Source organism: Nonomuraea sp. NPDC049607, assembly GCF_040675375.1.
In the GTDB taxonomy this organism is placed as follows: Bacteria; Actinomycetota; Actinomycetes; order Streptosporangiales; family Streptosporangiaceae; genus Nonomuraea.
The window spans coordinates 64,044-90,259 of record NZ_JBFAOV010000037.1; the positions used below are offsets into that span (position 1 = coordinate 64,044).

Here is a 26,216-nt window from a genome sequence, read left to right on the forward strand (position 1 = left end):
CCGCACCCATCATGTTGAACGTTCGTACAAGTTGTACTAGCGTTCAACATGACGAGAGTGAAGGGGACGTGATGACGCGGCAACAGTTCACGCGGGCAGGGACGCGCCAGTGGGCCGGCCTCGGACTGCTGGCCATGCCGACGGTGCTGCTGGGGCTGGACGTGACCGTCCTGTACCTGGTGGCACCGAGCATGGCGGCCGACCTGTCACCGTCGGCCACCCAACTGCTGTGGATCATGGACGCCTACGGGTTCCTCGTCGCCGGGTTCCTCATCACCATGGGCACGCTGGGCGACCGGATCGGGCGGCGCCGGTTGCTGAAGGCCGGGATGATCGCCTTCGCCGCGGTCTCGGTGTTCGCCGCCTTCGCCCCCACGGCCGAGCTGCTGATCCTCGCGCGAGCCCTGCTGGGGGTGGCCGGGGCGACGCTCATGCCCTCCACGCTGTCGCTGATCTCGAACCTGTTCCCCGACGCGCGTCAGCGCGCGGTCGCGATCGGGGTGTGGGCCACGATGTTCGCGCTCGGCATGGCCGCCGGGCCGATCGTGGGCGGAGCCCTGGTGGACTCCTTCTGGTGGGGAGCGCCGTTCCTGGCGGCGGTGCCCGTCGCCCTCGTCGTCCTGGCCGGGGCCCGCGCCCTGCTCCCCGAGTACGCGGCCCCGTCCAGCGGAAGGCTCGACCCGGTCAGCGTGTGCCTGTCGCTGGCGGCGATCCTTCCGGTCATCTACGCCGTCAAGCACATCGCCTCCGACGGTTCCGGCGGCCCGGCCCTCGTCTGTGCCGTGGCGGGCGTTCTGGCCGCGATCGTGTTCGTACGCCGCCAACGCCGCCTCCCCGATCCGCTGCTGGACGTGGCACTGTTCGGGAACCGGGCCTTCGTCGTGGCCCTGGGCGTGCTGCTCATCGGCCTGGTCGGAGTCGGGGGCTCGATGTACCTGGTCACGCAGTACCTCCAGCTCGTCGAGGGGCTCACACCCTTCGAGGCGGGGCTCTGGATGGGGCCGCCGGCGCTGGCGATGGTCGCCGCCGCCATCGGCGCTCCTCTGGTCGCCCGGCGCTTCCGCCCCGGCTCGGTCATGGGCGCCGCCCTCGGGGCGTCCCTCGCCGGCTACGCGCTGCTCGCCACCGCGGGACTCGACGACGAGGTGTCCGTGGCGGCCGGCTTCACGTTCGTCTATCTCGGGCTGGGCGCCCTCGCCGCCCTGGGCACCGACATGGTGGTGGGCGCGGTGCCGGCAGCACGGTCCGGGTCGGCGGCGTCGATCTCCGAGACGGTCCAGGAGCTCGGCATCGCCATCGGCGTCGCCCTGCTCGGCAGCCTCACCACCGCCGTCTACCGCACCCAGGTGACAGTGCCCGAAGGTCTGACGCCGGAGAGCTCCGGCGCCCTCACCGACAGCCTGAACGCGACCATGGCGATCACCGGCAGCCTTCCGCCCGGGACCGTCGAGGCGGCGCAGCGGGCCTTCACCAGCGGGCTCAATGTCGCTTCCCTGGTCGCGGGGGTCGCCATCGCCGCCGCCACGGCGCTGTGCTTCTGGATGCTGCGTCACGTGCCCGCGCTCGGGGAGACGCAGAACCGTGACACCGACGGTTGAACGACGGTCCGACTATCCTGGGCGTCGTGCCGAGGAGCAGCAAGGACGACACCGCCGGCGACAGCGAGCACGTCGACGGACGCCGCGCGCGCGGCGAGAAACGGCGCGCGGAGATCATCGAGGCCACCCTTGCCGTGGTCACCCGCGACGGCGCGGCCGGCGTCACCCACCGCACGGTCGCCAGGCAGGCCGGCACCACGACGTCCCTGAGCACCTACTACTTCGCGACCCTCGACGACCTGCTCGTCGCCGCCCTCACGACGGTCGCCGACGCCTACACCGCCCGCATCCGCGACATCATCGACAAACCCGGCGACAAGCTCAGCGGCCTGGCCCACCTCATCGCCGAGTCCGCCGGCTCCGGACGTGAACGCGCCCTGGCCGAACGCGAGCTGGCGACCCTGGCCGCCCGCCGCCCCGCACTGCGACCCGTGGCACGACGCTGGCGGCAGAACATCGCCGAACTCGCCACCACGCTGACCGACGACCCCGCGGCCATCGCCGCCCTCGTCGCGGCCTCCGACGGGCTGTGCACCGCGATCCTCCTCGACAACGTTCCCGCCGACCCGGATCACATCCAAGCCGTCCTGCAACGAGCCGTCCGCAACTGAGCCGGTGGCCGAGGAGAGATGCCTCATCGCGACCTCGTCACACGGGTGGATGCCGCTGTCGGCCAGTCTGGCCGCCGCCGCGTCCAGGTGGGCGCCCAGCCAGTAGCCGCCGACGGCGATGTTGCGCTCGCCCAGGATCCTGGGGCCGATGGGGGCGGCGTCGGCGCCGAGCCGGAGGACCAGGCCACGCTTGTCGGGGGTGGAGGCGGTGCCGATGACCCGTCCAGCGTCGAACTCCTTGACCGGCTGGATCGCCAGGTGCCGACGCCTCCGGCGGCGGCGTCGACGACGACGGTTTCGCCGGGGCTGACCCGCGCGGCCGTACGCAGCAGGTGCCAGGCGGTCAGGCCCTGGACCGGGAGGGCGAGTGCGGCACTCGCGGAGGGGTCCTCGGGGATCTCGGCCGGGTCCTGCACCAGCGCCTTGGTGGCGAAGGCGCCACTGGCGAAGGCGAGCATGCGGCGACCGTCCGGGGCGCGGCCGACGACCTCGCCGCCGGTGATGAACGGCAGTTGGAGCGGCAGGTTTCGGCGTCGGCGAAGTTGGGACCGGCGGCCTCGACGTCAAGGGGGATCTGGCCGGGGCCCGGCGTCGGGTCGGGAAGGTCGGCGGGGGTCAGGACATCGGGTTCGCCAAGGCGTTCAGCAATCACCGCTCTCATGCCGTAAACGCCAGGAGCCGCACGGCTGCGCAGGTGGGACGAACCCGGCCGGTGGCCAGAGCATAGGGGAGCCCCCGACAGAGTTGGAGCGTGTTTGGGCGCAGCGCTACCCCTCAGACCTGACCGACGCCCAATGGGACCTCATCACGCCTCTGCTTCCCGAGCCCAACAGCGGCGGCCGTCCAGAGAAGGCAGGCCGGCGTGACCGAGGCCCTGCTGCGCGAGCTGCGCAAGCCCGCTGATCAGCGAGGATTCAGCGTCATCGCACGGCGTTGGGTGGTAGAGAGGACGCTGGCTTGGCTGACCGCCTGTCGCCGTCCGGCCCGCGACTACGAACGAGACCCGAAGATCTCCGAGGCCATCATCCGCTGGGCTGCCATCGCCGGTATGGCCCGCCGTCTCACCCGCACGGGCCCCGCTCGGCGACAAGCCAGAATCGTCTGCGACTAACGAAGATCGCCGATCTCAAACACTCACTGAGCGCCCGCGTCTGTGGAGGACGGCTTGTTGCCCCAGGTGAGGTTGTCTTTGTCCCATGCACTGGTGACACGGCGACGGGGTACTTGGTCGCCGGGTCGGCGTTCGTACCGGCCTGGGGGGACGGTCAAGCTGCGATGAACCCGGGGGAATCACGCAGCGGGGACGAAGGCGGCAGGGCACGGTTTCGGGGACGGCGGGCCAGGGGTGCGAAGGAGATGAACAGCACGATGGCGCCGAGGGGGATCAGATCCTTGTCGATGAACGGCATCATCAGGTCCGTCATTACCAGGACCGGCGTCCACACCTTGACGCGGCGCATGACGGCGAGCTGGATGATGAGCGCGAGCTGGCCGAGGTAGAACAGGTAGGGGCCGACGTCGTAGATGGCCAGCGAGATCACGGGAATGCTGTGGACCTCTTTGGTGATCATGCTCATGGCATAGTGATCGTCGGCCGCGAATCCCGCCACGATGTCGACGGTGAACTGCCCCGTCAGTGCCAGAGCGCCGGTGATGGCCACCCACATGATCACAGTGGACAGCAGGTTTCCGCCCGCCAGTCTTCGTAGCTGGACGAAGACGGAGACGAACATCGCCATTGCGGCGATGAAGGCCAGGTGGCCGGTGGTCCATGCCGGGCCCGGCCCTCTGGTGCCGTCCAGGCCGTCGAGGATCCGGATCACGCCGTAGGTGAAGGTGAGCAGCGGTGCTGCGAGGAAGGCGAAGCGGTAGGGGGAAGTCATGAGGGAACACTACGAACGCCGGCGCGCGGCCGGAATCGGGTGACCGTCTAGTCCGTGGCGGAGCAGTTCCTAGTCACTTGTCCGATACCGGAGGGATGACCGGCCTCTCTATCGTTCGTGACAGATATCGCTGCTGATGGGAACGGACAGGACCGCTGTGAAACTGATGGAACGCCTTGAGACCTCCGTCGAGCTGACGTCGGTGAGCAGACACTACGCACACGGTGTCGTCGCACTCAACGACGTGAGCGTCGGCTTCCGCCAGGCCACTTTCACCGCCGTGATGGGCCCGTCCGGCTCAGGGAAGTCGACCTTGCTGCAGTGCGCGGCCGGGCTGGACAGACCCACCTCGGGCCAGGTCATGGTGGACGGCAGGGACCTGACGAAGATGAGCGAGCGGAAGCTGACCCTGCTGCGCCGCGACCGGATCGGGTTCGTCTTCCAGTCGTTCAACCTGCTGCCGTCGCTCACCGCCGCCCAGAACGTGGCGTTGCCGCTGCGGCTGACCGGCCGTCGTCCCGACCCTGAGTTGGTCAGGCACAGCCTGGACGCGGTCGGGCTCGCCGACCGCGCGGGGCACCGCCCCGCCGAACTGTCCGGCGGGCAGCAACAGCGGGTGGCCGTCGCGCGGGCGCTGGTGACCAGGCCGGCCGTGCTGTTCGCGGACGAGCCGACCGGCGCCCTGGACACCAACACCAGCAGGGACGTGCTGCGCCTGCTGCGCGGCCTGGTCGACCTGCACGCGCAGACGATCGTGATGGTGACCCACGACCCCGTGGCCGCCGCGTACGCCGACCGAGTGCTGTTCCTGGCCGACGGCAGGATCTGCGGAGAGCTCCCCGACCCCACTGCCGAGGTCGTGGCCGCCCGGATGCTCCTGCTGGAGGAAGCATGCTGACCATCGCCTTCAGCACCCTGCGTACCCGCATGGTGTCCTTCGCCGGCACGTTCCTGGCCTTGGCGCTCGGCGCGGCGCTGATGGCCGCGATGGGGCAGGTCCTTGCCACCACGGTCGGCTCGCCGGAAAGGGGGCCGCAGCGCTATGCCTCGGCCCCCGTGGTGGTGGTGCCCGACGACCGGCTGAGAGTCGAGGGCCACCTGGGCGAGACCAGCGCCCCGCTGGCCGAGCCGCGCGGACTGCCGGCGAGCCTGGCCGGACGCTTCCCCGACGCGGTCGCCGACCGGGTTTTCGCCGCGCAGCTCGCCGGTGGCCCCGCCGCCGTCGGGCGTCCCTGGTCCGCCTCACGCACCGCGCCCCAGCGGCTTGTCGAAGGCGGCGCGCCGGCGGGGCCACGGGAAATCGTCGTGAGTGGGGGAGCCCGGGTCGGCGACCTGGTGCGGGTGGTGACGGCCCAGGGCGCGAAACCGTACACAGTCGTGGGGGTGACGACCGCGCCGGGCACCGTGTTCTTCAGCGACGCGGAGGCGGCCAGGCTCTCGTCGCGGATCGACGCGCTGGCGCTGTGGCTCCCGCCGCAGGAGGTGCGCGCCGCGGTCGGGAGCACCGCCAGGGTGCTGACCGGGCAGGATCGAGCTCTCCTCGACCCCACCAGGGACAGCGACGAGCAGGCGAGGAACAACGCCGGCACGATTGTCGGCATCGCCGCAGGGTTCGCCGTATTCATCGCGATCTTCGTGGTGTCCTCGACGTTCGCCTTCGCGGTCGTGCAGCGCCGGCGCGAGTTCGCGCTGCTGCGCACCGTCGGCGCCACCGCGGGTCAGGTACGCAGGATGCTGTACGGCGAGGCCGGAATCGTCGCTGTGATCGCGGCGGCGACCGGCGCCGTCATCGGCCCCTTCCTGGCAGGTCCGATCCTGGACTGGCTGGTCGGGCTGGGGATGGCACCGAGCTGGCTGGTGCCGAGCACCGACACCTGGCCGTCCGTCGTGGCCTTCACGACCGGCGTGGTGGTCGCACTTTCCGGGGTGGCGCTCGCGGCCGGGCGGGCGGGGCGGGTGCGTCCGGCCGAGGCCATGCGCGAGGTGGCCGTCGAGCCGCGAGCGATGACGTGGGGCCGCTGGGTGGTGGGCGCGGCCGTCGTCGGGACGGCGCTGGTCAGCATGGCTGTGACCGCCATCGGCGACCCGGCAGGAGCGACGAACAACAAGTCGTTCATGCCGATCGTGATGCTGCTGGTCGCCGGTGCGGGGATACTCGCCCCCGCCCTGGTGCGGCCGGTCACCCGGCTCCTGGCCGCCCCGATGGACCACCTGCGCGGCGCGGGCGGAACCCTGGTGCCCGCCGCCGCCGTCGCCTCCGCCCGGCAGACCGCCGCGGTCGCCGCTCCCGTGCTCATCGCCGTCGGCCTGGCCGCCGCGCTGCTCGGCGGCGCCGCGATGACCGACACCGCCAAGGCCGCGGCGCAGGCGGCTCCGGTGCGCGCCGACTACCTGGTTCTCCCCACCGGTGGCGCAGGACTGGACCGCAAGCTCGTCGAACGCCTGCGCGCACTTCCCGGCGTGGATGTCGCGGTCACGGCGCCGACCAGCCTCTACACCCTCGAAGGCGACGCCGTGCTCATCCAACGCCCGGCCGAGGCCGTCGACCCGGCCCGGCTGCCCGCCGTACTGGATGTGGCGCTGACGGCGGGGTCGTTCGCCGATCTGGACGATGACGGCATCATCGTCTCCGAGACCTGGCAGATGAGGCTCGGTGCGACCGCGAGGGTGTGGCGCGCGGACGGCAGCAAAGCCTCACTCAAGGTCGTCGGACTGCTCGGCGCCGACGCACCGGCCGATTCCTACATCACCCGAGCGCAGGCCCGCTCCGCGCCGACGGCCGCCGCCTACCTCAAGCTCCGTCCGGGAACGTCACCGGCCGCCGTTCGGGCGGCATTGGAGCGCGCCGTCTCCGGACACAACGCGCGAGCCGTCACCAAGGCGAGCTGGGTGGCGGAGACCAGGGATCGGCGTGGCTCGGCCAGCAGGCTCGGGCTGCTCGTCGTCCTCGGCATCATCCTGGCCTATGCTGCGATCGCGCTGGTCAACACGCTGCTGATGGCGGCCTCCGGCCGCAAGGCCGAGCGTGGCACGCTGCGCCTGCTCGGCGCGACCCACGGCCAGGTGCTGCGCTACGCCGCGGGCGAGGCTCTGCTGGTCGTCGCCATCGGCGTCGTCCTGGCCGCGGGTGTGGCGGCGGTCAGCCTCGCCGGACTGTGGGCTTCCCTGGTGCAGCTCGCGGGGCCGGTCTCGATCAGCCTGCCGTGGTCCTCGGTCGCCGCTGTGGCTGGAGGATGCGCGTTCCTCGGCGTACTCGCCTCGATTGTGCCCGCCCTGCGACGCCCTCGCTAGTTCTCGCCGAGGTCGAGTCGGGCCAGCTCCACCCTGGAGGAGACGCCCAGCTTGGGAAAGGCGCGATAGAGGTGGTAGCTGACGGTCTTGGGGCTGATGAACAGGCGAGCACCGATCTCCCTGTTGGTCAGCCCCGTCACGGCCAGCCGGACGATCTGCAGCTCCTGGGGTGACAGGTCGCCGCGCCTGTCGGCGGGAACGGACACTGCGCCGCTGTCGCCGGCCGCGCGCAGCTCCCCGGCCGCCCGCTCGGCCCACGGCTGCGCGCCCAGCCGCTGGAAGATCTCCACCGCGGCCCGCAGGTGCGTGCGGGCATCCCTGTTGCGGCGCTCGCGGCGCAGCCACTCGCCGTAGAGCAGCTCCGTCCTGGCCCGCTCCATAAAACGTTCGCGCGGCCCGTGCAGCCGTAGGGCGGTCACGAAATGCTGCTCCTGCCCCGACATCAGAGCCCTGCAGCGCGCCAGCACGGCATCGGCCCAATCCATCCTGGCGGCGGCCGCCCACTCGGCGAACCGGGCCAGCGGTTCCGCCGCCCGTCCGGGCTCACCGGCCCGCACAGCGGCCTCCACCTGGTCGGCGGCGAAGTAGACGGCCTGGTTCTGGTGGCGTACCGGCCCGGCCTGAGCCTCCTCCAGCCGGTCGAGCACCAGCCCGTGCCGGCCGCGGCTCAGGTCGAGCATGGCCAGCGCCCACTCACCCCAGGCCATTCCGTGCACGATCCCGGTCAGGGCGAACTGATTCCGGCACCGGACGGCCAACTCCGCACACCGCGCGTCGTCGCCCTGCACGGCGGCCAGCCAGGCCAGGACACCCTCCAGATAGCCGGTCCGGTGGGGCTGGCCGCTGTCCAGCGCGATCCGCAACCCCTCCTCAGCATCGGACATGGCGCTGCGAAACCTGTTCAGGTGCAGCTCGGCGGAGGCCAGCGTCGCGTACGCGATCGGCAACCACCCGGTCGTCCCCAGCGAGCGGCACTCCTCGACGAGGGCGGCGCAGATCTCCTGCTGCGCGGGGAAGTCGCCGACGAGCCCCGCGACGAACGCGGCGTTGAGACGCAGGCCGTACGAGCCGCGTTCGATGCGGCGCGCGTCGGTCACCAGCGGCCGCATGGCGGGCAGGGCCCTGGCCGGGCCCGCGATGAGCGACTCCGCGCGGGCGGCGACGGCCGCCACGGCGGAGTCCAGCCCGTGCTCCGGGCCCAGAGGGAGCTCGTGCAACCGGTTCGACGCCTCTACGAGCAGCGCGGGGTCGCCGAGCTGCGAGGCGTTGCGTGCCGCGTCCACCAGCATGAGCCCGGCCGCGCCCGGGTCCAGTTCGGCGATGCGCACGGCCCCCGCCAGGAGCTGGTCGTGCGCGGTGTGGACGGCTCCGCGCTCGAAGGCGATCCTGGCGCGCAGCCCGGCCAGCCGAGCGGCGGGACGAGGGGCGTCGATCAGGGGAGCGGCGCGTTCGGCCAGCTCCTGGGCCCGCTCGGGCGAACCGGCGTCCGCCGCGGCCACGGCGGCCTCGGTGAGCCGCCTGGCGAGCTGAACGCGGTCGGCGGTCAGCTCCGCGGCCCGTTCGAGCGCGGCGGCGGCGGCCGCGTGCCCCTGCCGTTCCCTGGCCCGTTCCGCGGTACGTTCCAGCGCGGCCGCGGCGTGCTCGTCGGGGCCGAGCGCCGCCGCGGCCAGATGCCAGGCCCGCCGGTCCTCCTGGTCATGCAGCACCTCGGCCAGCGCGCGATGCACGGCGAGGCGCTCGTCCAGGAGGCCCACGTGGAGGGCGGCGGCCCGCATCAGCGGGTGCGCGAAGGTCACCGTGCCGCCATCGACCGCGACCAGACCTTCGGCGGCGCCGAACGCCTCCGGTCCGACGCCCAGCGACTCGGCTCCGCGCAGGACGACACCCAGGTCCCCTGTGCCCTCGACCGCGGCGACCAGGATCATCAGCCGCGTCTGGCGCGGCAGCGCGTCGATACGGGCCCCGTAGGTTTCCTGGATGCGGCGCGGCAGAGGCGCGGGCGCGAGCCGGTCCCCGGTGCGGGGCAGCTCGATCAACGCGAGCGGGTTGCCGCCGCTCTCCGCGAGAACCCTGGCCCTCACCGCGTCGGCCAGGTCAGGGTCGCAGTCGCGCAGAAGCGCGGCGGCAGCCTCAGGGGCCAACGGCCGCAGGCGCCGTTCCGGCAGGCCGGGCGCGCGGAAGCCGTCGCGCGAAGCGAAGATGAACGCGATGCCCTCGGCGTCCAGCCGCCTCGCCGCGAACAGCAACGCGTCGGCGGACGCCCGATCCAGCCAGTGGGCGTCGTCCACCAGGCAGACCAGCGGGCCCTCCTCGGCGAGCTCCGACAGCAGGGAGAGCGTCGCCAGGCCGATCACGAAGCGGTCCTCACCCCCGCCCGCGCCAAGACCCAGCGCCCCGCGCAGGGCCGCCGCCTGCGGCTCGGGCAGGGAGTCCACCCGCGCCAGAGCGGGACGCAGGAGCTGATGCAGGGCAGCGAACGGCAACTCGGCCTCGGTCTCCACCCCGGCGCACCGCAGGACCCGCGCGTCGGCGGCCCGGCCCGTCACATAGGAGAGCAGCGCGGTCTTACCGATCCCCGGGTCTCCATAGATGACGAGAACCCCGCTTCGCCCAGCCCGCGCGCCCTCAAGTACCTCGTCGACAGCACGCTGATCGTCATCCCGCCCCCGCAGCATGGAAAAACTGTAACGGACGACGACCGAGAAGCTTGTCGCGGTATATGCGCATATCGCCAGGGTGGAGAGGGTTCCGCAGGGCCAGCCGACGCCGGCATCTCAACCCTCCACCCGCGTCACTCGCCGCTCCGGTACGAGATGCGATGTCCTGCGGCGTATGACTACTCTCTGTCGTGAACAGTAACGAACCGTATCGGCGACGGTCAGGCAGGTGCCCGCCGCCCTGGGTGGGTGGCGGGCACGGATTCGGGTCCAGGGGTCAGCGCAGGGGGAAGGCGCGGGTGGTGGTCTGTTCGACCTTGTTGCCTTCGGTGTCCCAGGCTTCGGCCTTGAGGGTTACGGCGCCCTTCGTATCCGCGAGGGCGGGGTAGGTGAGTGTGGTGGTGTAGATGCCGGTAGCCACCCGGCGGACCTTGGCGTCCTTCCAGGTCTGGCCATCGTCGGTGCTGTAGGCCAGCTTCAGCCCCGCGACGGCCGGCATCCGCTCGGCCGACGGGGAATGGGTCACGTCGATCTGGAACGTGTGCCGGCCACCGGCCCGTACGGAGGTGTCCAGGGCCTGGGTGTCACGCAGGTCGTAGCCGACGAACACCAGCGGCTGCGGGTTGCACGAACCGGACGAGCCCATGGTCGGGTGGCAGGCGGTCGTGGGCGGGACGGTGTCCTCGTCGCGGGCCCTGGAGTGGAAGGTCCAGGCGTTGACGGAGCCCGAGCCGCTCTGTTCGAGCCGGTAGACGCCCTCCTCCTTGGTCAGCGTGAACATCGGGAACGCGGCGCCGGCGACGCGCGGGATCTCCTTGCCGTCCCTGAACAGCTTCGCGTTGGTGTTGACGCTGCCGCCGGTCATGGCCAGCCGCCCGTCGCCGGTCACGAAGGTGTAGGCGGGCAGGAACGTGTCGCCGCGCCGGCACATCGCGCACAACACCTTCTCCTCGACGCCGGGGACCTGCGGGATCACCATGCCGCCCGGGGTGGCCGGGCCGGTGCCCCAGCGCCTGGTCTCCCTGCCGGGCTTCTCGATCGTCGTCTCCAGTCCCCAGGTCTTCGTGTCGGTGCCGCTGACGGTCCCCTCGCGCAGCGTGTCCGCGCCGGACAGGCTGAAGTACTCGATCCGCCTGGAGGGGGCGGCGAAGTGGAAGGCCGTCGAGAACGTGACCCGCTCCAGCGGCTTGCGGCTGTGCCAGATCTCCATCTGGTTGTCGAGGCTCATCGGCGTGTGGTAAGCGGTGTCCACGGCCCGCAGGCCGCTGTCGGTGAAGCGGTAGACGGGGTCGGGGACCCTGCCGTCCTCGTACTTCAGGAGCTGGTAGGTGTAGTCGATGATCGGTTGGCTGGTGATCTCCAGCGTGACCCGGCCGGCCGCGAGCTGGGCGCGGAGCTGGTCACCGACGGCCTTGAAGATCTGAATCACCGGCAGTTCCGGCTTTTCGTCCCCGCTGGGCGGGGCGGGGATCGAGCAGCCGGGGTACACGCGGTTGGCGAAGAGCACGACCCCTGCGGCGCCCGCGGCCTTCAGCGCCTGGAGACGCTCGAGTTCGATGAGGCAGGCGTCATCGGGGTCGATCGTCATCAGCGCGAGCTTGCCGCGCAGGTCGCCCTTCGGGTTCGCGCCGCCGCCGACGTACGCGAGGTCGTAGCGGCGGGTGCCGGCCGGGAACGGGATGTCCCAGCCGAGGTCGAAGCTCAGCCCACGGTCGAAGTACTCATAGGTTCTGGCGTCGATCGCGTACTTCCGCGGGGACACGGCGCGCACGGCCAGTTGCGGGTTGGCGGCCGTGGCCTGCACCGAGAACAGCAGCTTCCCCTTGGTGACCTTCTTGGTGGGGCTGATGTACCAGTCGTTCATGCCGAGGGCGCCCATGTTCCCGGACGACAGCGAAGTGCCGTCCCAGGCGGTGCGCACGAAGGAGATGGTGCCTCTGGCGTGCCGCCAGTCGATCGGCTTGGGCGTCTGGACGCGCAGCAGCACGGCTTCGCGGGCGTCGAGGGTGATCTCGGCGCCCTCCTCCGGCACGACCACCTCGGGGTCGTACAGCTGCGCGACCGGAGGAGGCCCGCTGTCGGTCGTGTTGTGCTGGATGCCGGCCTGGACGCTGTAGGTGCCCGGCTCGACCATGTAGCGGTAGACGCCGTCGCTGACGAACTCGGCCGAGCTGACGCCGTAGGTGTCGGGGACGTCGACCGCGCTCGCGTCCACCCAGGTCACCACCGGCGAGGGCGGGTTGCCGTACCTGTCGATGAGGTGCACGGTCAGCGGCACCTTCTTGGGCCCTCGGCGCAGCCCCACCGGGGTCGTGACGTGCGTACCGGACGGGCCTGTGGCGACCACGGCGCCGGTGTAGCCGCCCTTGGGCAGGCCGTCCGGGCGCAGGGTGACGGTGACGGACGCGGTGCCGCCCGCCGGGACGGTCACCGACGGGGCGCTGAACGTCAGCGCGTCCTCGGCCTCGCCCAGGGTGGCGGCGAGGGTCAGCGTCACCTCGGCGGCGCCGTCGTTGGCGTAGGTGACGGTCTTGTCCACCGTGTCGTTCACGTCTACGGGGATGACGCCGTAGTCCAGGTTCGGCGTGGTGGAGACGACGGCCTGGGAGACGGCCCTGGCCACGTCGACGCGGCCGGCGCCCTGCTCGTAGGCGGAGTATCCGGCGTCCTTGGCGGTCGACATCAGCGCCGCCTTGAGCCGCCGGCCGTCCCAGGACGGATGTTCCTGGGCCAGCAGCGCGGCCGCGCCCGCGACGTGCGGGGTCGCCATCGAGGTGCCGTTCAGGCTGGTGTAGAGGGCGTCGGCCGGGCTGCCCAGCGAGGTTCCGGCGGCGCGGGCGGCGACGATGCCCACGCCCGGGGCGGCGATGTCCGGCTTGAGCGCGCCGTCCACGGCCCTCGGCCCGCGGCTGGAGAAGCTCGCGAGCCGGTCCGACTTGTCGGTGGCGGCGACCGTCAGCGCGGACGCGGCGGCGCCGGGCGCGCCGATCGTCTCCTTGCCGGGGCCGTCGTTGCCCGCGGCGACCACGAACAGCGTGCCCGTCGAGGCGCTCAGGTCGTTGACGGACTGGGACAGCGGGTCGGTGCCGTCGGTGGGGTTGCCGCCGAGGCTCATCGAGACGATCTTCGCCTTCTCCTCGGTGGCGGCCCACTCCATGCCGGCGATGATGTCGGAGGTGTCGCCCGAGCCCGAGTCGCCCAGCACCTTGCCGATGACGAGCCTGGCGCCGGGGGCGACGCCCTTGCGCGTGCCGTCCGAGCCCGCGCCCGAGCCCCCCACGGTCGCGGCGACGTGGGTGCCGTGGCCGTGGTGGTCGGTCACCTCCTGGCCCTCGACGAAGCTGCGGCTGTCGGCGATCCGGCCGGCCAGGTCGGGGTGGGTGGCGTCGACGCCGGTGTCCAGCACGGCGACCGTCGTGCCGGAGCCGTCGAAGCCGGCCTTCCACGCCTCGGGGGCGCCGATCAGCGGCACGCTCTCGGCCAGGTCCGCCTTGACCTTGGCGTCCAGCCAGACCTTGCCGACGCCGCCGGCCAGCTTCGTCCTGCCATTGGCCGAGTCGCGCAGGGTGGCCCAGAACTCGTCCGCCTTCGCCTTGTCGACCGTGAGCGCGGCGCCGTGGATGCTCGGCAGCGACCGGGTGGTGGTGCTGTCGGGCAGGGCGCGGGCGGTGCTCTTCTGGGTGCCCTGGTACTGGACGATCAGCGGTAGGCGGTCGGCCGTGCCGTCGCCGTAGCCGTTCTCGGCCAGGTAGCGGACGTCGAACAGCTTGAGGTCCAGGACGCCCGCGTCGAGGGCGGGCTGGGCGTCGTCCGGGATCACGAAGATCCCCTCCGGGCCGGCCTCGCTGCGGAACAACGGGGTGTGACCGTCGGGGCGGCGGACGGCCTCGGGGGTCGCGGTGTAGCGTCCGTCGCCGTCCCTGGCGAGGTGGACGGTGTCGCCGGTGATCAGGGTGAGCTTCCATTCGCCGCCGGCGGCCCCGGGGAGCGTGACGACGCCGGTGTCGCCCTCGTCGGGCGCGGCGAGGGCCGTCGCCGGGGTGAGCAGGCCCGCGGCCAGTGCCGTTACGGCCGCGCCCGCTAACACGCGCGGCCACGGCCGCCTTCTGGTGGTTGGCATCGGGGGTTCTGCCTCTCTCCTCATGCGTCGACCCAGCCCTCTTCGAGTTCGGCCTCGGGTTCGGCCTCGGGCTCGGGTGTGTCCTGCTCGTCCTTCGGATCGGGCTCTTCGGGCATGCGCCTAGCGTCACAGGAGCGACAGATGGCTACCTATGGGGCAAACACCCCAATAGTCAGGCGTCGAGGCGGTGCGCCAGCCCCGCGCGGGAGCGCAGGCCCAGCTTGCGCATGGCCGACCCCAGGTGCTTGTCCACGGTCTTGGCCGACAGGAACAGCTCCTTGGCGATCTCCTTGTTGGTCAGGCCGGTGGCGGCCAGCCTGGCCACCGCGTCCTCCCTGGGGGAGAGCGCGGACCCGTAACCGCGCGGGCCGCCGCGATGCCGGGCCGGTACGGGCAGGCCCCAGCGCCTGCTCAGCCGGCCCGCCCGGTCGAGGTCCCAGGCGGCGCCGAGCCCGCCGTACGCGTGCAGGGCGGCCTCCAGCATCGACGCCCCCCGCTCGTCACCGGCGGTGAGCAGCAGCCCGGCCGCGTGCTCGCGCGCCTGCGCCGCCTCGTACGGCGCCCCCAGCCGTTCGTACGACGCCGCCGCGTCCATGAAGCGCACGGCGTCGGCGGACAGGAAGCCCCGCGCATGGCCGAGCGCCGCCCGCGCGAGCGGCGCGTCCAGCGCGGCGAGCTCGCCTTCGAGACGTGACACCAGCTCCCCGGCCTCCTCGACCCTGCCGAGCCCCACCAGGGCTTCGACCAGCGCGGGAACCGCCCGAACACCCACCGGCCACAACCCCTTGGCCGCCCACAACGAGAACGCCTCGCCGGTACGCGCCACGGCCTCCCCGGCCCGGTCCTGTGCGACGGCCAGCCGCAGCAGCGCGCTCACCGGCAGCGCGAGCACGTCGGCCGCGCCCGTCTCCAGGTTCGCGCGCACCAGGTCGTCGAGCCGCGCGGCGTCGGCCCGCCCGCGCGCGAGAGCCAGGCAGCCGGACACGGTGTCCGCGGTGAGGCGGAAACTGGGCAGGTCGGCGAAACGCACCCGCAACGCTTCGAGCTCGTCCGCCACGCCGTCCCAGGAACCCCGGCAGTACGCCAGAGTCGCCAGGTTCAACCGGCACCTGGACTCGATCAGGCCGGTGACGTCGTGCTCGGCCGCCTCGGCCAGCGCGGCCTCCAGCAGGCGGTACGCGGTGTCGTGATGTCCGGCCAGGCAGGCGACCTCGCCGATCGAGTCGTAGGCCACCACCTCCCACCGGTTCGTCGGACGGCCGCCGGTCCGCGCCACGACCTGCCCGGTCAGGCTCGCCCCGCGCGGGTCGCCGACGAGGGTCAGCACCATGGCGACCTTGCCGAGCACGGAGATGCGCCGCTCGGGCTCCGCGATCACGGGCAGCCGTTCGAGCGCCCGGTCGAGCCAGCGCAGGTGCTCGGAGAGCGGGACACCGGGCGTTCTCGGCATGCCCAGGCCCACCATCGCGTACGCGGCCAGCACCGGGCGGTCGGCGAGATCGGCGACCGCCTCGATCATGGCCCCGCGGATGAGCTCCGGCGCGGCGCCCCCGGCCTCCAGCTTCAGCCCGATGAGGTAGTTCAGCTCGCCGCGCACCGGTCCGGGCGGCTGGCGGGCGGCGGCGGCGCGCAGCAGGCCGATGAGCTCGTCGGCGCCCAGCGCGTAACCGCCCGCCCAGCCCAGTTTCGCCGCCAGCCTGCCCTCGCGTTCCGGGGCGAGGGGCGCGTGCCGAAGGACCGCCTCCAGCAGGCGCTCGGCCTCCGCGTCGTTGGCGAGGGCCACGGCCCGGTCGGCCGCCTCCTCCGCGGCGTCCACCCACGCGTCGTGCTGACCTGCGTGACGGTGGTGGTGGGCGATCTGGCCGAGCGGCGTGGGATTCTGCCGCGCCACCGCCTTGGCCGCGCGGACATGCAGGTCCTGGCGTCTGGGCAGCGGGATGCTCCCGTACACCGCCTGGACGGCCAGCGCGTGCCTGAAGCCCGCCGTACCGGCGTGCTCGGCGAACAGGCCGCGGTCGAGGAGCTCGTCCAGGCCCTCGTGGGCGTCCTGCTCCGGTACGCGGCAGGTGGCCACGAGATCGGGCACCGGCACGGCCACCCGCAGCACCGCCGCGGCCTCCGCCACCGCCTGCGCGTTCGCGCTCAGGCCGCGCACCCGTTCCAGTACGGAGTCGCGCACCCCGGCCGGTACGCCCAGCTCGTCGAGCGTCTTGCGCGCCCACCTGGTACCGCGCTGGACCAGGACGCCGCGGGCCCGCAGCAGCGCGACCAGCTCCTGGATGGCGTACGGCAGGCCCGACGTACGCTCGCACAGGTAGGCGGCGAACTCGTCCGACACCTGCGCGGTGCCCAGGATCGAGGCCGTCAGCTCGTTCGTCCGGGCGGCGTCCAGCGGGGCCAGCACGAGGTGGGCATGGGCGAGCTCAGGACGTAACCGCGCGGTGAGCGCCCGCAGCCCGGGACCAGCCTCCTCACCACGGAACGTGAGCACGAGGACGAGCCCGGGCGGCGGGTCGGCGAGCAGGTAGCCGAGGAACTCGACCGTCTGCTCGTCGGCCCAGTGCAGATCCTCCAGCACCAGGACGGCCCGGCCGAGCGCGGCGAGCAGCTCCGCGAGCCCGCGGAACACGCGATGCCGCAGCCCGGCGGGGTCGTCCAGCGGGCCGGGCTCGGCCGGGAGGACGGCGGCGAGCTCGGGCAGCAGCGGGCGCAGCGCGCCGGTCACCGGCGACAGGCCGCCCTCGGGCAACCTCCCGGCCGCGCCGCGCAACGCCTCGATGACGGGCCCGAGCGGGAACGGCTCCCGAATCTGCGGGCACCCACCGACGAGCGGCGGCCGATCAGGCGGCTCGGCGACGGGCGACGGCCGGTCACGCAGCTCGGCGGCCAGTTCGCTGACCAGCCGCGTCTTGCCGATGCCGGCCTCGCCCTCGATCATGACGACGGCCGGGGGACGCCGCACCGCCGCCCGCAGCCGCCGCAGCTCCGCGTCCCGGCCGACGAGGACGGGCGAGACCACCCGCTCCGCCGTCATTTCGGCATCGTCCATAATCGAGCCATTGAAGCGCCGCCCGCATGAAATGTCACGTCTGTCTTACCTGGCGGCCACCCCCATTGGGCTCGGCCGCCGCGACGAGGGTGGCCGCGGTCCGTCCTGGCCGACTCCTGGGCGGCGAGGTGTACGCGATCGCGGCCACCGCCCCGTATGACGGCAAGGGCGACCTGCCCGACAACCACCACTGGGCCCCTGCTGTCCCATCCCGAACACGGGGACCTCCATCTGCCCGACCCGGTCAGGTTCGTGCCGCAGAACGTCTACGGCATGGGCCGGGGTGCAGGACGCACCTACTCCAACCAAAGGCAAGTCCGCGACGCCGGCCATGCGCCTCCCGGCGGGGAGAGTCCCTCCAGCAGCACGGACACAACAGTGCGGTTGTGGGACCCCGTCACCGGCCTGCTCGTCGGCCAGCCCCTGACCACCCGCGCCAGCGAGCAGGTCGGCGTGTTTCTCTCCCCGCGCATCAGACGCCGCCCTTAGCGGGGTGCAACTGAACCGATCCGTTGCCGATCGCGGTCAGAATCCGCAGATCCCGGTGTGCGGAGGTTGTCGTAAACCGTGACCTTCACGGGTGGGGTGGGCATCGGGGGTGTTTCATGACCGCCCAGCCTTGACCAGGCAAGTCACAGCAAGATCAACGCCGTTTGGGGCTCATGACACGCTTCTTACCGGCACCCCAACATGAACCGGCACTCTTTGGTGCCCAGATCGACGTTCTCCGGCAGCGACACCACCGTGATGCCGCGGTCGCGCAGCTCATTGACCGTGGTCAGCACGTGCCCCGCTGAGCGGAAGATCCAACGGATATGCGCCTGACCTGCATCGACGGGCTCCGGGGCAGCCGTCCCGCGATGGTGTTTCTCAAGGAGTTCCCGCAGGTCAGCAGCAACACCGTTGGATTCTGCTCCATTGCTACCGGGACCCCTTGACGATGGGCGGGAGGTGGCGCTGGACCGGCTTTTCGCGTACTACCCGCGGCGTACGCGGCTCCCGTTTGGCTGCGGGCGCTTCCCGGCCAGGAGACGCCCGAGGTGTTCGTCGACCGAGCTGCCGCGCCGGCTTGGTTCGACACTGAACGCCTCAAACCTGGTCGCCGCCACCACGCCCACCAGACTGGTCGTCTCCGCGCCGTCATCACACCCTGGTGGAGTGCTTCCAGGTGTATGGGGCCTGGCGTCGACACCTCGGCGACATGCTCACTGTCACGGGCATCGCGCTGAACGCCGCCCGGAGCTGGACGACCGGCACGGCGAAGGTCAGGCGCTGGGCAACCTCGGCCGCCAAGTAGCCGTTCGCTAGCCAGTTTCCCTCCGAGTGACCCAGAGGTTCCCCTGGCTCAGCACCCAGACCTCGTGGGTGCCGGGACGCTGGGACAGCCGCATGCCCAGCCCGAAATCCTCCTCCGTATCGGGTAGCTTGATCGGCTCGTGACGCCGGCCGGTGACGTGTTCGAGGGCGGTGTCGTCGAGGGAGGTGAGCCAGACGCCACCCTGCCCATCCGGGGCGAGGTCGGCCTGTCTGTCCGGCAGTGCCACCCTGCCCGTGTGCCATGACCAGGCCGAGCCGTTCCAATGGGCCAGGACCTGCCGCCCGGGCTCCGACTCGTCGCTCGCGTACCAGGTCCAGGAGGCGGCCACCCAGACGTCATCAGGCCCGGTCGCGACCATGTTGTCGCACGCGAGCCAGGCCCTCGGCTCTCCCTTCGGATGGGGCAGCGCCAGGTCGGGAACGCGCTGCCACCGCCCGCGATCCCATCGTGCGAGCTGGATGCGATGTGCACCCTGGACTCCCGCCGCCCAGAGCGCGCCTCCCTGCCCTCGCGCGAGCACGTCAGCCTCCGCAACCGGTGTGTGAGCGGAGAGCTTCCCCTTGGTCAGCCGGACGGTTCTCCCCCGGGAGTCGATGAACCACGGATCGGTGCCGCTGACGGTCAGCGCCTTGGTCTCCTCGGCCGGGTCCTCCGTTCGGACGGTCCGCGCCTCCCAGCCGCTGCCGTTCCATCGAGCCACGCAGGACACCTGGTCATTCTTCTCCAGTCGCTTGCCGTACACCCACAGGCTGCCGTCCTCGGTCACGTCGACCTTGGACAGGTGGTCCGAGCACCTCCGCGGCGGAGCGACCACATGCCACGTACCCGCGTCGTACCACCACACCTTCCCCCGGCGCTCGGTGTCGGTCGTGACCAGGCACCCCTGCTCCTTGTCCAGATGGGGCTTTACCGGCACCTCGGCCATGCCGACCACCCATACCGTCCCGTCCCGCTTGACCGCCAGGTCGTCGGGAAACCCGTCCTTGACGGCCTTGGCGAGCTGCCAGTCATCGATGTGATCGGTGTAGGCGGTCTTCTCCGGCCCCGTGGGCGGCAGCTGGCCGTCACAGATGGGGGTGGATGTCGGCTTTGCCAGGGCGGTCGGGGACGGTGGGGCCGCCGCCGGCGTGGCCGAGCAGCCGCAGAGGAGGATCGACACTCCTGCCAGCACGGCCGCACGCAAGGATCCGGGCATCGGGCCACCCTACGTCCAAGATGGACAAACTTCACACGGTCTTGATCGAGCCGCCCGCGCCTTCGCCGAGTCCGGCGCCGCGGTCACCCTCGCCGACATCAACGAGACCGCCCTGAGCGCCGCCGAGTACCGTAAGTGCGGAGTGCTGCTCCTGCGTCACGGCTAATCCTCCGCGGGCAACCCGATCACCTTCAGCCGGGCGGCGAGATTCCTCAGCTTGCCCAGACGGGGACGTCCCCGGTCCAGCGCTACGGCCGGCAGGCGGCTGCGGGCCTGCAGTCCGATGCTCAGAGGATCCTTGGCGTCTTTGGGGACGGTGGCAGACGGGACGGGGCCCTGCCACGGGCCCCGCGGCCAGGGCGCGGCCGTGGGCGGGGGCGTGCTCGGGGTCGCCCAGCCGGATCTGCCGACCCTGGTGATGCGGCACCACCGGGGTCGAGACTGGTAGAAGCCGTTGATCAAGTGGTCTGTATTCGAGCCGGTCACCCTGATCTCGTTCACTGTGAGTGGTCATTCGGGGCGTGGCGGTTCCAGGTTCCCGCCTGCGTCAGCCGCGACTCGGGTGGTGGTTTTGTCGTGGAAGCCGAGGGCGCTGGCAATGACCAGTGTGGGGGCCTGGAGGACGAGTTGGCGCAGTCCTGCTGGTCGTGCGGTGCCAGTGAGGAATACAGCGAGGCGTAGATGTTCGCGGAGCGTGCCGGGGTTGGTGGGTTGGTGGCGGTGTTCAGATGGGGGCAGATGGTCGCGCCGGGGACTGCGCCTGTCGAAAATTACATCCATGCTGGTCAAGCGGCATGCGACGTCTGGTCAGGTTGGTGATTCGTCCGAGGTCTGTGATCGGGTCCGGGGTGGTACGCAGCGGGGCGGCTTGGTTCAGGGCTTGGTGGGCTCGGTGGTGGTTGTAGAAGTGTTCGTACTCGCGCAGGGCGTGCCGTAGGTGGCGTTCGTTCCAGACGAGGCAGCGGTCGAGCAGTTCGTGACGGCAGGACTGCACCCATCGCTCCATGATGGAGTTCATTCGCGGCATCCGAATGCCGGTGAGCACTATGTTGATGCCGGCCTCGACGAGGACCTCGTCCATGAGCGCAGGGAACTTCCCATCCCTGTCTCTGATCAGAAAGCGCGCCCGGCAGCCCACATCGTTCAGGTCCATCACCAAGTTCCTGATCGCTTGGATGACCCAGCTCGCGCTCGGATGTGCGGTGGTGCCGAGCACGCGGATGCGTCTGGTGACGGTCTCGATGAAGTCGCAGGCCAGCAGGGCGTCGGCTCGGGAGCGCAGGAAGTCGGCCCAGGTGGTGGAGGCCCGTTCGGGTGCCGGGTCGAGGCCTGCCCTTTTGAGGGTTTCCCAGACGGTGGACGGTGCGCCTTTGATGCCGAGCGTGGTGAGCTCTCCGTGGATCCGCCGGTAGCCCCAGCTCGGTTCGGTGAGCGCCCGGGCCGCTGGGCTGGCAGGTACGGGCGTGACGACGTCTCATCAGGCCGCGGTGCCAGTGCAGGACGGTGTCCGGCTGGACGAGGAGCCGTAGCCGGTGTAAGGACTCGCGGGGCAGTGAGGTCAGGAGCGCGGCGAGAAGGGCCCTGTCTTCGGGCACGGATCGCACTCGGGTGTCAGCGACGAGTTGCCGATGCAGGACGGTGATCTGGTGACGCAGAACGAGAATCTCCACGTCCTTGTCTCGATCGCTCATGGGCAGCAACCGCAGCGCGGCGAAGGCGTTCGTGACAGTCAGACAGGCCAAGCGAAGCAGCACAGCGGATCATCCTGCCGTACCCGTTTCCGTCACCCGGGTGACCGGAACTCGCGTACACCAAGGCGAAGCCCTTGCAGAGCCATGACCTGGGCGGATGTAGTTATCGGCAGGCGCACAGCCCCAGTTCAGCACGTGGTCCCGTGCCCGGGCACCTGGCGACGACGCGCTACGCCAGCTGCTCGTGGACATCGCCGCCGACCCGGCCGCCGATCTGTCCGTCTCGACGATGGCCGACCGGCTGTCGATCAGTCCCCGGCACGTCAACCGACTCTTCGCTCGCGAACTGGGCACGCCTCTGGCCGTTATGTAGAACGCGTTCGCGTCGAAGCTGCCCGGATGTCGCTGGAAAGCAGCCGGGAGGGCGTCGACGTCATCGCCAGGCGGTGCGGCTTCGGCACCGCCGAAACCATGCGCCGCGCCTCATCCGGGATCGGTGACGACGTTGACCCGGTCGACTGGGTCGAGCGGCTTGATGAAGGCGTGCGGGGGTGCAGGCAGGCTGGTCACGCCCCCTGACGGTATGCGCCCGCGGGCGGGCGCGTAGGCGGCTTGCGAACCTTCGGAACGCCGATCCTCACTGGCCGTTCCCGATGGGTGCCAGGTCTACGTCGTCGGGGGATCCCCGAACCTGGCACATCGGGCATCAGGGCCGCCCCGCGCAGAGGTGCGGGCGGTGAGGTGGGCGCTCGCCCAGGCGGACACGGCAGCCGAGGAGCATGTGGGCGGGTTGCGAAACGCGAGGAGGGCAGGGGCTCTTCCTACCTGCGGGCGCCAGGCTCGCTCTCCCTCGGTGAGGGCGCGAGCCTGGCCTTGCTCATGGTCCGGGCCGGGAATCCAGCACGGACCTCAGCCGCCGTTGCCGGGGTAGTAGTCGTCCTTCGGGGCGATCCCGCCGCTGTGGGGCCAGTAGTCGTTGCCCATGGGGGCGATCCCGCCCGAGCTGGGCCAGGGTTCCTCCTTGGCGGCTGCGGGGCCGGCGGCCATGGCGAGTCCGGCTGCGGTCAGCAGCCCGATCGCGGCCAGGTTGAGCGTCGTCTTGGTTATGTCGTCACCTCTCGTCACTCTTGATGTGTGATGTCCGCCCATGCCCAGGGCGGGCACGGATTCAGTGCGCAACGCGGGGCCGCCGCATGTCCCGCTGTTCCAGCCTGAGCCGGGACGGACATCTCATGGCTCTGCATCTGTCGGGCGTTGCACGTCGGCCAGTGGTCGGACTTCACCGTGCTTGGCCCGACTGTGGACGTCGTGTCCCGCTCGCTCACGTTTTCGCCATCCCGGTCCGCGCCACACGCCCGGATCGGGTCAGCGGCCTGGATGTGAAGGGCACCCAGGACAGGGGTGCGTGATCCGGCGTGGCCTGTTCGGCCCGGTCACGGCACAACCTGTCCGCGTCCTGGTACGTGACCGAGTCGGAAGGGACCGACTTCCGGGTCAACACCAGCTTCCTGAACGGGTTTGCCGCCTACTCGTGGGTCCACCGGCACTAGCGGCTGCGCCGGGAACTAGCTGCATTGAGCCATTCCACCGCCGGTCCCGGAGGTGGTGACCTGGCTGAAGTGGATGTAGCGAGACCTGTTGGCCCAGGTGTACCAGCGGTTGTCGCCTCCGCTGGATTCTCCACGCACCCAGCAGTTCGGGAAGAGGGTCGTTCCCGCCCGGCACTCCGCGACGACGGTGTTGAGCTGGATGGAGGGAGAACTACGAATGATGCTGCCGTCGTACTTGCATGCGTATCTCAGGCTGGCGGCTGTGCTGGTCGAGGCTCCTGCGGGAGCGGTGGTGAACAGAACAGCGACGCCTGCCAGCGTTACGACGGCACTACCCAGACCTGCGGTCAGACGTCGGATCGGCATCTTTTTGATCACGATTTCCCTCTCGTCATTCGGTGAAGGAGGTGCGCTCGAGCAGGGGCATCAGGGCCCCAGTTTTGATGGCTGATGGATTGTCTGGAACCCCGACTCGCCGCCTGGACAAAACTTGATCACTTCCACATGGCTGGGTACGTTGTGCTGGTTTGCCCGTATTCGGGGATATGGGGGATCGTGTGGGACGTCGTGAACGGCCGGTCGATCCGGCGGACGGTCCGGTAGCCGCCTTCGCAGTGGAGTTGCGCAAGCTCCGGCATGAGACAGGCGGGTTGTCGTATCGCGCGATGGCCGCGCGGGTGCCGTGTTCGGCCGCCACGCTGGCGCAGGCCGCCGCGGGAGACCGGTTGCCGACCCTGCCGGTCACGCTGGCCTATGTGCAGGCGTGCGGCGGGGACGTCGAGCAGTGGCGGACCCGGTGGGAGGAGGCCCTTGCCGCCGTCCGTGTGGCCACCGGCTCGGGCGGGGATGCGGCCAGGGCGCCGTATCGGGGGCTGGCCAGGTTCGAGACCGCCGATCAGGCGTACTTCTTCGGCCGGACCGCGCTGGTCGAGCGGGTGGCCGAGCTGGTGGAGGCACATCGTCTGGTCGTGGTGGTGGGCCCGTCAGGCTGCGGCAAGTCCTCGCTGCTGCGCGCCGGGCTGGTGCCGAAGCTGCGGCCGCGCACGGTGCGGGTGGTGACACCGGGCTCCCATCCGCGGGCGGCGCTGCCGGAGGCGGCCGCGGGGAGGGTGATCGTGGTCGACCAGTTCGAGGAGACGTTCACGCTGTGCCAGGACCCGGACGAACAGCGTGCCTTCATCGACGCCCTGGTCAACGCCGGCACCGGAGATCGGGGCAGCCGGGTGGTCCTGGCCGTCCGCGCGGACTTCTTCGACCACTGCGCGCGCCATCCCGCATTGATGGAAGCCGTCCGGGACTCCACGGTCCCGGTCGGCCCGATGAGCCGAGCGGAGCTGCGTGAGGCGATCACCAGACCGGCGGCGGCCGCCGGGCTGATCGTCCAGCGTGAACTGACCGCCACCGTCATCGAGGAGGTGGCGGGCGAGCCCGGCGGGCTGCCGCTGATGTCGCACGCCCTGCTGGAGACCTGGCGCCGCCACCACGGCAAGGCGCTCACCCTGGCCGACTACGAGGCCACCGGCGGCATCCACGGCGCCGTCGCCCACACTGCCGAGAACCTCTACGCCGACCTCGCCGCCGTCGAGCGGTCGCGGTTGCGCGAGCTGCTGCTGCGCCTGGTCACGCCGGGTGAGGTGGGCGCGCTGGACACCCGCCGCCCGGTACGGCGCGCCGAACTGCTCACCGGCGACCCGCACGACCCCGGTCCCGTCCTGCTCGAACGACTGGCCGCCGCGCGCCTGATCACCCTGGACGACGACACCGCCGACCTGGCCCACGAGGCGCTGCTGACCGCCTGGCCCCGCCTGCGCGCCTGGGTGGAAGAAGACCGCGAACGTCTGCGCGTCCACCGCCGCCTGACCGAAGCGGCCACCGCCTGGAACGACCACGCCCGCGACCCCGGAACCCTCTACCGCGGGCTGCAACTGGCCACCGCCCGCGAACACCTCACCCAGCACCTCGACACGCTCACCCCCGAGGAGCGGACCTTTCTGCAGGCCAGCTCAGCCGCCCACCACGGCGCACGCCGCCGAAGCCGCCTGCGTACCTTGGTCCTGTCGGTCGTGGCAACGCTCGCGCTGGTGGCGGCGTCGCTGGCCTGGCAGCAGAACACCGTCAGCAGCAGGCGGCAGCGCGAGGCGTATGCCCGCCAGATGATCGGCACCGCCGAGAGCCTGCGCCAGTCCGACCCGCGCCTGGCCATGCAGCTCAGCCTGGCCGCCTGGCACCTGGCCGACCTACCAGAGACCCGCGGCGCGTTGCTGACCGCGAGCCGGCAGGCCCAGCAGGACACCTTCACCGACCCCGACCCCGACCTGGCCACCCTGCGCTGGCTCAGCACCGACGGCCGCACGCTCGTCAGTGCGGGCGCCTCCGGCGTCACGCGCTGGGATGTGGACAGCCACCGGACGATCTCCACCGCTCCCGGTCTCGCCGAGCGCCTGCCCGACGCCGCGATGGGTATGGGCGATGCCCGCTGGCTCCCTCTGCGGCATGGCCGATCAAACAAGCGGAACGTGACGCTGTGGGACATGACCACTGGTCGTCAAGAACCCTCGCCGTTGGACGCCGCCGATCAGGGCGTCGAGGTCACCCGGAGCGGAGATCACGTCATCACCTACCGTGCGGACGGCGCCCGCTACCGCGTCCGCCTGTGGGACCTTGCCACCCGGCAGGAGACGCTGCAGGTGAGCACTCCCCGAAAGAAGTCTGGGCCGCACGAACGGGGAGATGTCCGCCCGGTGGCCATGGCGCGCGCCCAAGGGCGGGAGGTCCTCGAATCCGGCGCTCCCGACGCCACGATCAGCGCGAACGGCAAGATCATGGCGCTGTGCGTGCCCGGCGCACCGATCCAGCTGTGGAACCTGGACAACGGCCGCGAGAGCACGGCGACATCTTGGGCACCGACACTCTCGGCCCGCCAGTGTCAGGAAGGGCGACTGTTCCTTGCTCCGGACGGACAACGCCTGCTACTGGCCGAAGACGGCCGGGTCCGGCAGTGGCACCTGCCCGACGGCAAGGAGGCCACTGCCCTCGCCACGCCGGGGGTGTATGAGGTCGGGTTCAGCCAGGACGGCTCCTTCCTGGCTACGGCCAGCCTCGATGAGCTCCTGGTATGGCGGTTGAGTCAGACCGATGCGCCCCTGTTCCGGCAGCCGCTAGATGAATGAGTCCAAGGCGTAGCTGCGGAGATAGGGCGAGGATGTCCATTCTCGGGTTGTGACGACCGAACTGGACACCCTCGCAACCGCAC

Annotated in this window: 17 protein-coding genes; 8 read left to right on the forward strand and 9 right to left on the reverse strand. The window is 71.2% G+C overall.

Annotated elements, in window-relative coordinates; all coding sequences use genetic code 11:
* The first annotated feature begins 71 nt into the window (after window positions 1-71).
* From AB0J97_RS42755 to AB0J97_RS42765, 3 genes are all read left to right on the forward strand, one after another.
* The gene (locus tag AB0J97_RS42755; protein WP_364100463.1) at window positions 72-1,598 is read left to right on the forward strand and encodes an MFS transporter; all 1,527 of its coding nucleotides are present in this window, start codon (window positions 72-74) and stop codon (window positions 1,596-1,598) included.
* A 26-nt stretch (window positions 1,599-1,624) separates the two neighbouring features.
* Window positions 1,625-2,209, forward strand: coding sequence for a TetR family transcriptional regulator (locus AB0J97_RS42760; protein ID WP_364100466.1), 585 nt, complete (start codon window positions 1,625-1,627; stop codon window positions 2,207-2,209).
* Window positions 2,210-3,071: 862 nt separating this feature from the next.
* Window positions 3,072-3,320: a transposase gene (locus tag AB0J97_RS42765; protein ID WP_364100469.1), complete on the forward strand. Its 249-nt coding sequence runs from the start codon at window positions 3,072-3,074 to the stop codon at window positions 3,318-3,320.
* 154 nt (window positions 3,321-3,474) lie between these two features.
* On the opposite strand, the gene AB0J97_RS42770 is transcribed toward AB0J97_RS42765, so the two are convergent.
* On the reverse strand, window positions 3,475-4,092 hold the full coding sequence (locus AB0J97_RS42770) for a hypothetical protein (RefSeq protein WP_364100472.1): 618 nt from the start codon (window positions 4,090-4,092) through the stop codon (window positions 3,475-3,477).
* A 166-nt stretch (window positions 4,093-4,258) separates the two neighbouring features.
* Here AB0J97_RS42770 and AB0J97_RS42775 point away from each other — a divergent pair, with 166 nt between their 5' ends.
* Together AB0J97_RS42775 and AB0J97_RS42780 are read left to right on the forward strand one after the other, a co-directional pair.
* Window positions 4,259-4,990, forward strand: a complete 732-nt coding sequence (locus AB0J97_RS42775) for an ABC transporter ATP-binding protein (RefSeq protein WP_352364994.1) — start codon at window positions 4,259-4,261, stop codon at window positions 4,988-4,990.
* A complete protein-coding gene (locus AB0J97_RS42780; RefSeq protein ID WP_364100476.1) occupies window positions 4,984-7,383 on the forward strand; it encodes an FtsX-like permease family protein in 2,400 nt (799 codons plus the stop codon). The genes AB0J97_RS42775 and AB0J97_RS42780 overlap by 7 nt, the downstream gene beginning before the upstream one ends.
* Here the strand turns inward: AB0J97_RS42780 and AB0J97_RS42785 are convergent.
* The 6 genes from AB0J97_RS42785 to AB0J97_RS42810 all read right to left on the reverse strand — a co-directional run bounded on the left by AB0J97_RS42785 (window position 7,380) and on the right by AB0J97_RS42810 (window position 20,938).
* Entirely contained in the window at window positions 7,380-10,058 is a 2,679-nt protein-coding gene (locus tag AB0J97_RS42785; RefSeq protein ID WP_364100479.1) for an AAA family ATPase, read from the reverse strand. The genes AB0J97_RS42780 and AB0J97_RS42785 overlap by 4 nt on opposite strands.
* Window positions 10,059-10,317: 259 nt before the next feature.
* Window positions 10,318-14,127 carry a S8 family serine peptidase gene (locus AB0J97_RS42790; RefSeq protein WP_364100482.1) on the reverse strand — a complete coding sequence of 1,270 codons (3,810 nt, stop codon included), beginning with the start codon at window positions 14,125-14,127 and terminating at the stop codon, window positions 10,318-10,320.
* Window positions 14,128-14,332: 205 nt separating this feature from the next.
* The gene (locus AB0J97_RS42795) at window positions 14,333-17,209 is read right to left on the reverse strand and encodes an AAA family ATPase (protein WP_364100485.1); all 2,877 of its coding nucleotides are present in this window, start codon (window positions 17,207-17,209) and stop codon (window positions 14,333-14,335) included.
* 1,304 nt (window positions 17,210-18,513) lie between these two features.
* A complete protein-coding gene (locus tag AB0J97_RS42800; protein ID WP_364100488.1) occupies window positions 18,514-19,722 on the reverse strand; it encodes a hypothetical protein in 1,209 nt (402 codons plus the stop codon).
* A gap of 31 nt (window positions 19,723-19,753) precedes the next feature.
* Window positions 19,754-19,882: a hypothetical protein gene (locus AB0J97_RS42805; protein WP_364100491.1), complete on the reverse strand. Its 129-nt coding sequence runs from the start codon at window positions 19,880-19,882 to the stop codon at window positions 19,754-19,756.
* Window positions 19,883-20,446: 564 nt separating this feature from the next.
* Complete coding sequence (locus AB0J97_RS42810) at window positions 20,447-20,938, reverse strand: integrase core domain-containing protein (protein ID WP_364100494.1); 492 nt, start codon at window positions 20,936-20,938, stop codon at window positions 20,447-20,449.
* Between the two features lie 719 nt (window positions 20,939-21,657).
* On the opposite strand from AB0J97_RS42810, the gene AB0J97_RS42815 reads away from it, so the two are divergent.
* Entirely contained in the window at window positions 21,658-21,786 is a 129-nt protein-coding gene (locus AB0J97_RS42815; protein WP_364100497.1) for a hypothetical protein, read from the forward strand.
* Between the two features lie 26 nt (window positions 21,787-21,812).
* The gene (locus tag AB0J97_RS42820) at window positions 21,813-21,992 is read left to right on the forward strand and encodes a hypothetical protein (protein WP_364100500.1); all 180 of its coding nucleotides are present in this window, start codon (window positions 21,813-21,815) and stop codon (window positions 21,990-21,992) included.
* 330 nt (window positions 21,993-22,322) lie between these two features.
* Here the strand turns inward: AB0J97_RS42820 and AB0J97_RS42825 are convergent, their stop codons facing one another.
* Both AB0J97_RS42825 and AB0J97_RS42830 read right to left on the reverse strand, forming a co-directional pair.
* On the reverse strand, window positions 22,323-22,538 hold the full coding sequence (locus tag AB0J97_RS42825) for a hypothetical protein (RefSeq protein WP_364100503.1): 216 nt from the start codon (window positions 22,536-22,538) through the stop codon (window positions 22,323-22,325).
* Window positions 22,539-22,978: 440 nt separating this feature from the next.
* Window positions 22,979-23,341 carry a hypothetical protein gene (locus AB0J97_RS42830; protein ID WP_364100506.1) on the reverse strand — a complete coding sequence of 121 codons (363 nt, stop codon included), beginning with the start codon at window positions 23,339-23,341 and terminating at the stop codon, window positions 22,979-22,981.
* Between the two features lie 272 nt (window positions 23,342-23,613).
* Between AB0J97_RS42830 and AB0J97_RS42835 the strand changes: the two genes are divergently transcribed.
* A complete protein-coding gene (locus AB0J97_RS42835; RefSeq protein ID WP_364100509.1) occupies window positions 23,614-26,133 on the forward strand; it encodes an AAA family ATPase in 2,520 nt (839 codons plus the stop codon).
* The last annotated feature ends 83 nt before the right edge of the window (window positions 26,134-26,216 follow it).

Coding starts and splice junctions, on each gene's coding strand:
- AB0J97_RS42780 (WP_364100476.1), top strand. CDS start 4,984: ATGCTGACCATCGCCTTCAGCACCCTGCGTACCCGCATGGTGTCCTTC.
- AB0J97_RS42820 (WP_364100500.1), top strand. CDS start 21,813: ATGTCGCTGGAAAGCAGCCGGGAGGGCGTCGACGTCATCGCCAGGCGG.
- AB0J97_RS42785 (WP_364100479.1), bottom strand. CDS start 10,058: ATGCTGCGGGGGCGGGATGACGATCAGCGTGCTGTCGACGAGGTACTT.
- AB0J97_RS42775 (WP_352364994.1), top strand. CDS start 4,259: ATGGAACGCCTTGAGACCTCCGTCGAGCTGACGTCGGTGAGCAGACAC.
- AB0J97_RS42770 (WP_364100472.1), bottom strand. CDS start 4,092: ATGACTTCCCCCTACCGCTTCGCCTTCCTCGCAGCACCGCTGCTCACC.
- AB0J97_RS42795 (WP_364100485.1), bottom strand. CDS start 17,209: ATGGACGATGCCGAAATGACGGCGGAGCGGGTGGTCTCGCCCGTCCTC.
- AB0J97_RS42755 (WP_364100463.1), top strand. CDS start 72: ATGACGCGGCAACAGTTCACGCGGGCAGGGACGCGCCAGTGGGCCGGC.
- AB0J97_RS42800 (WP_364100488.1), bottom strand. CDS start 19,722: ATGCCCGGATCCTTGCGTGCGGCCGTGCTGGCAGGAGTGTCGATCCTC.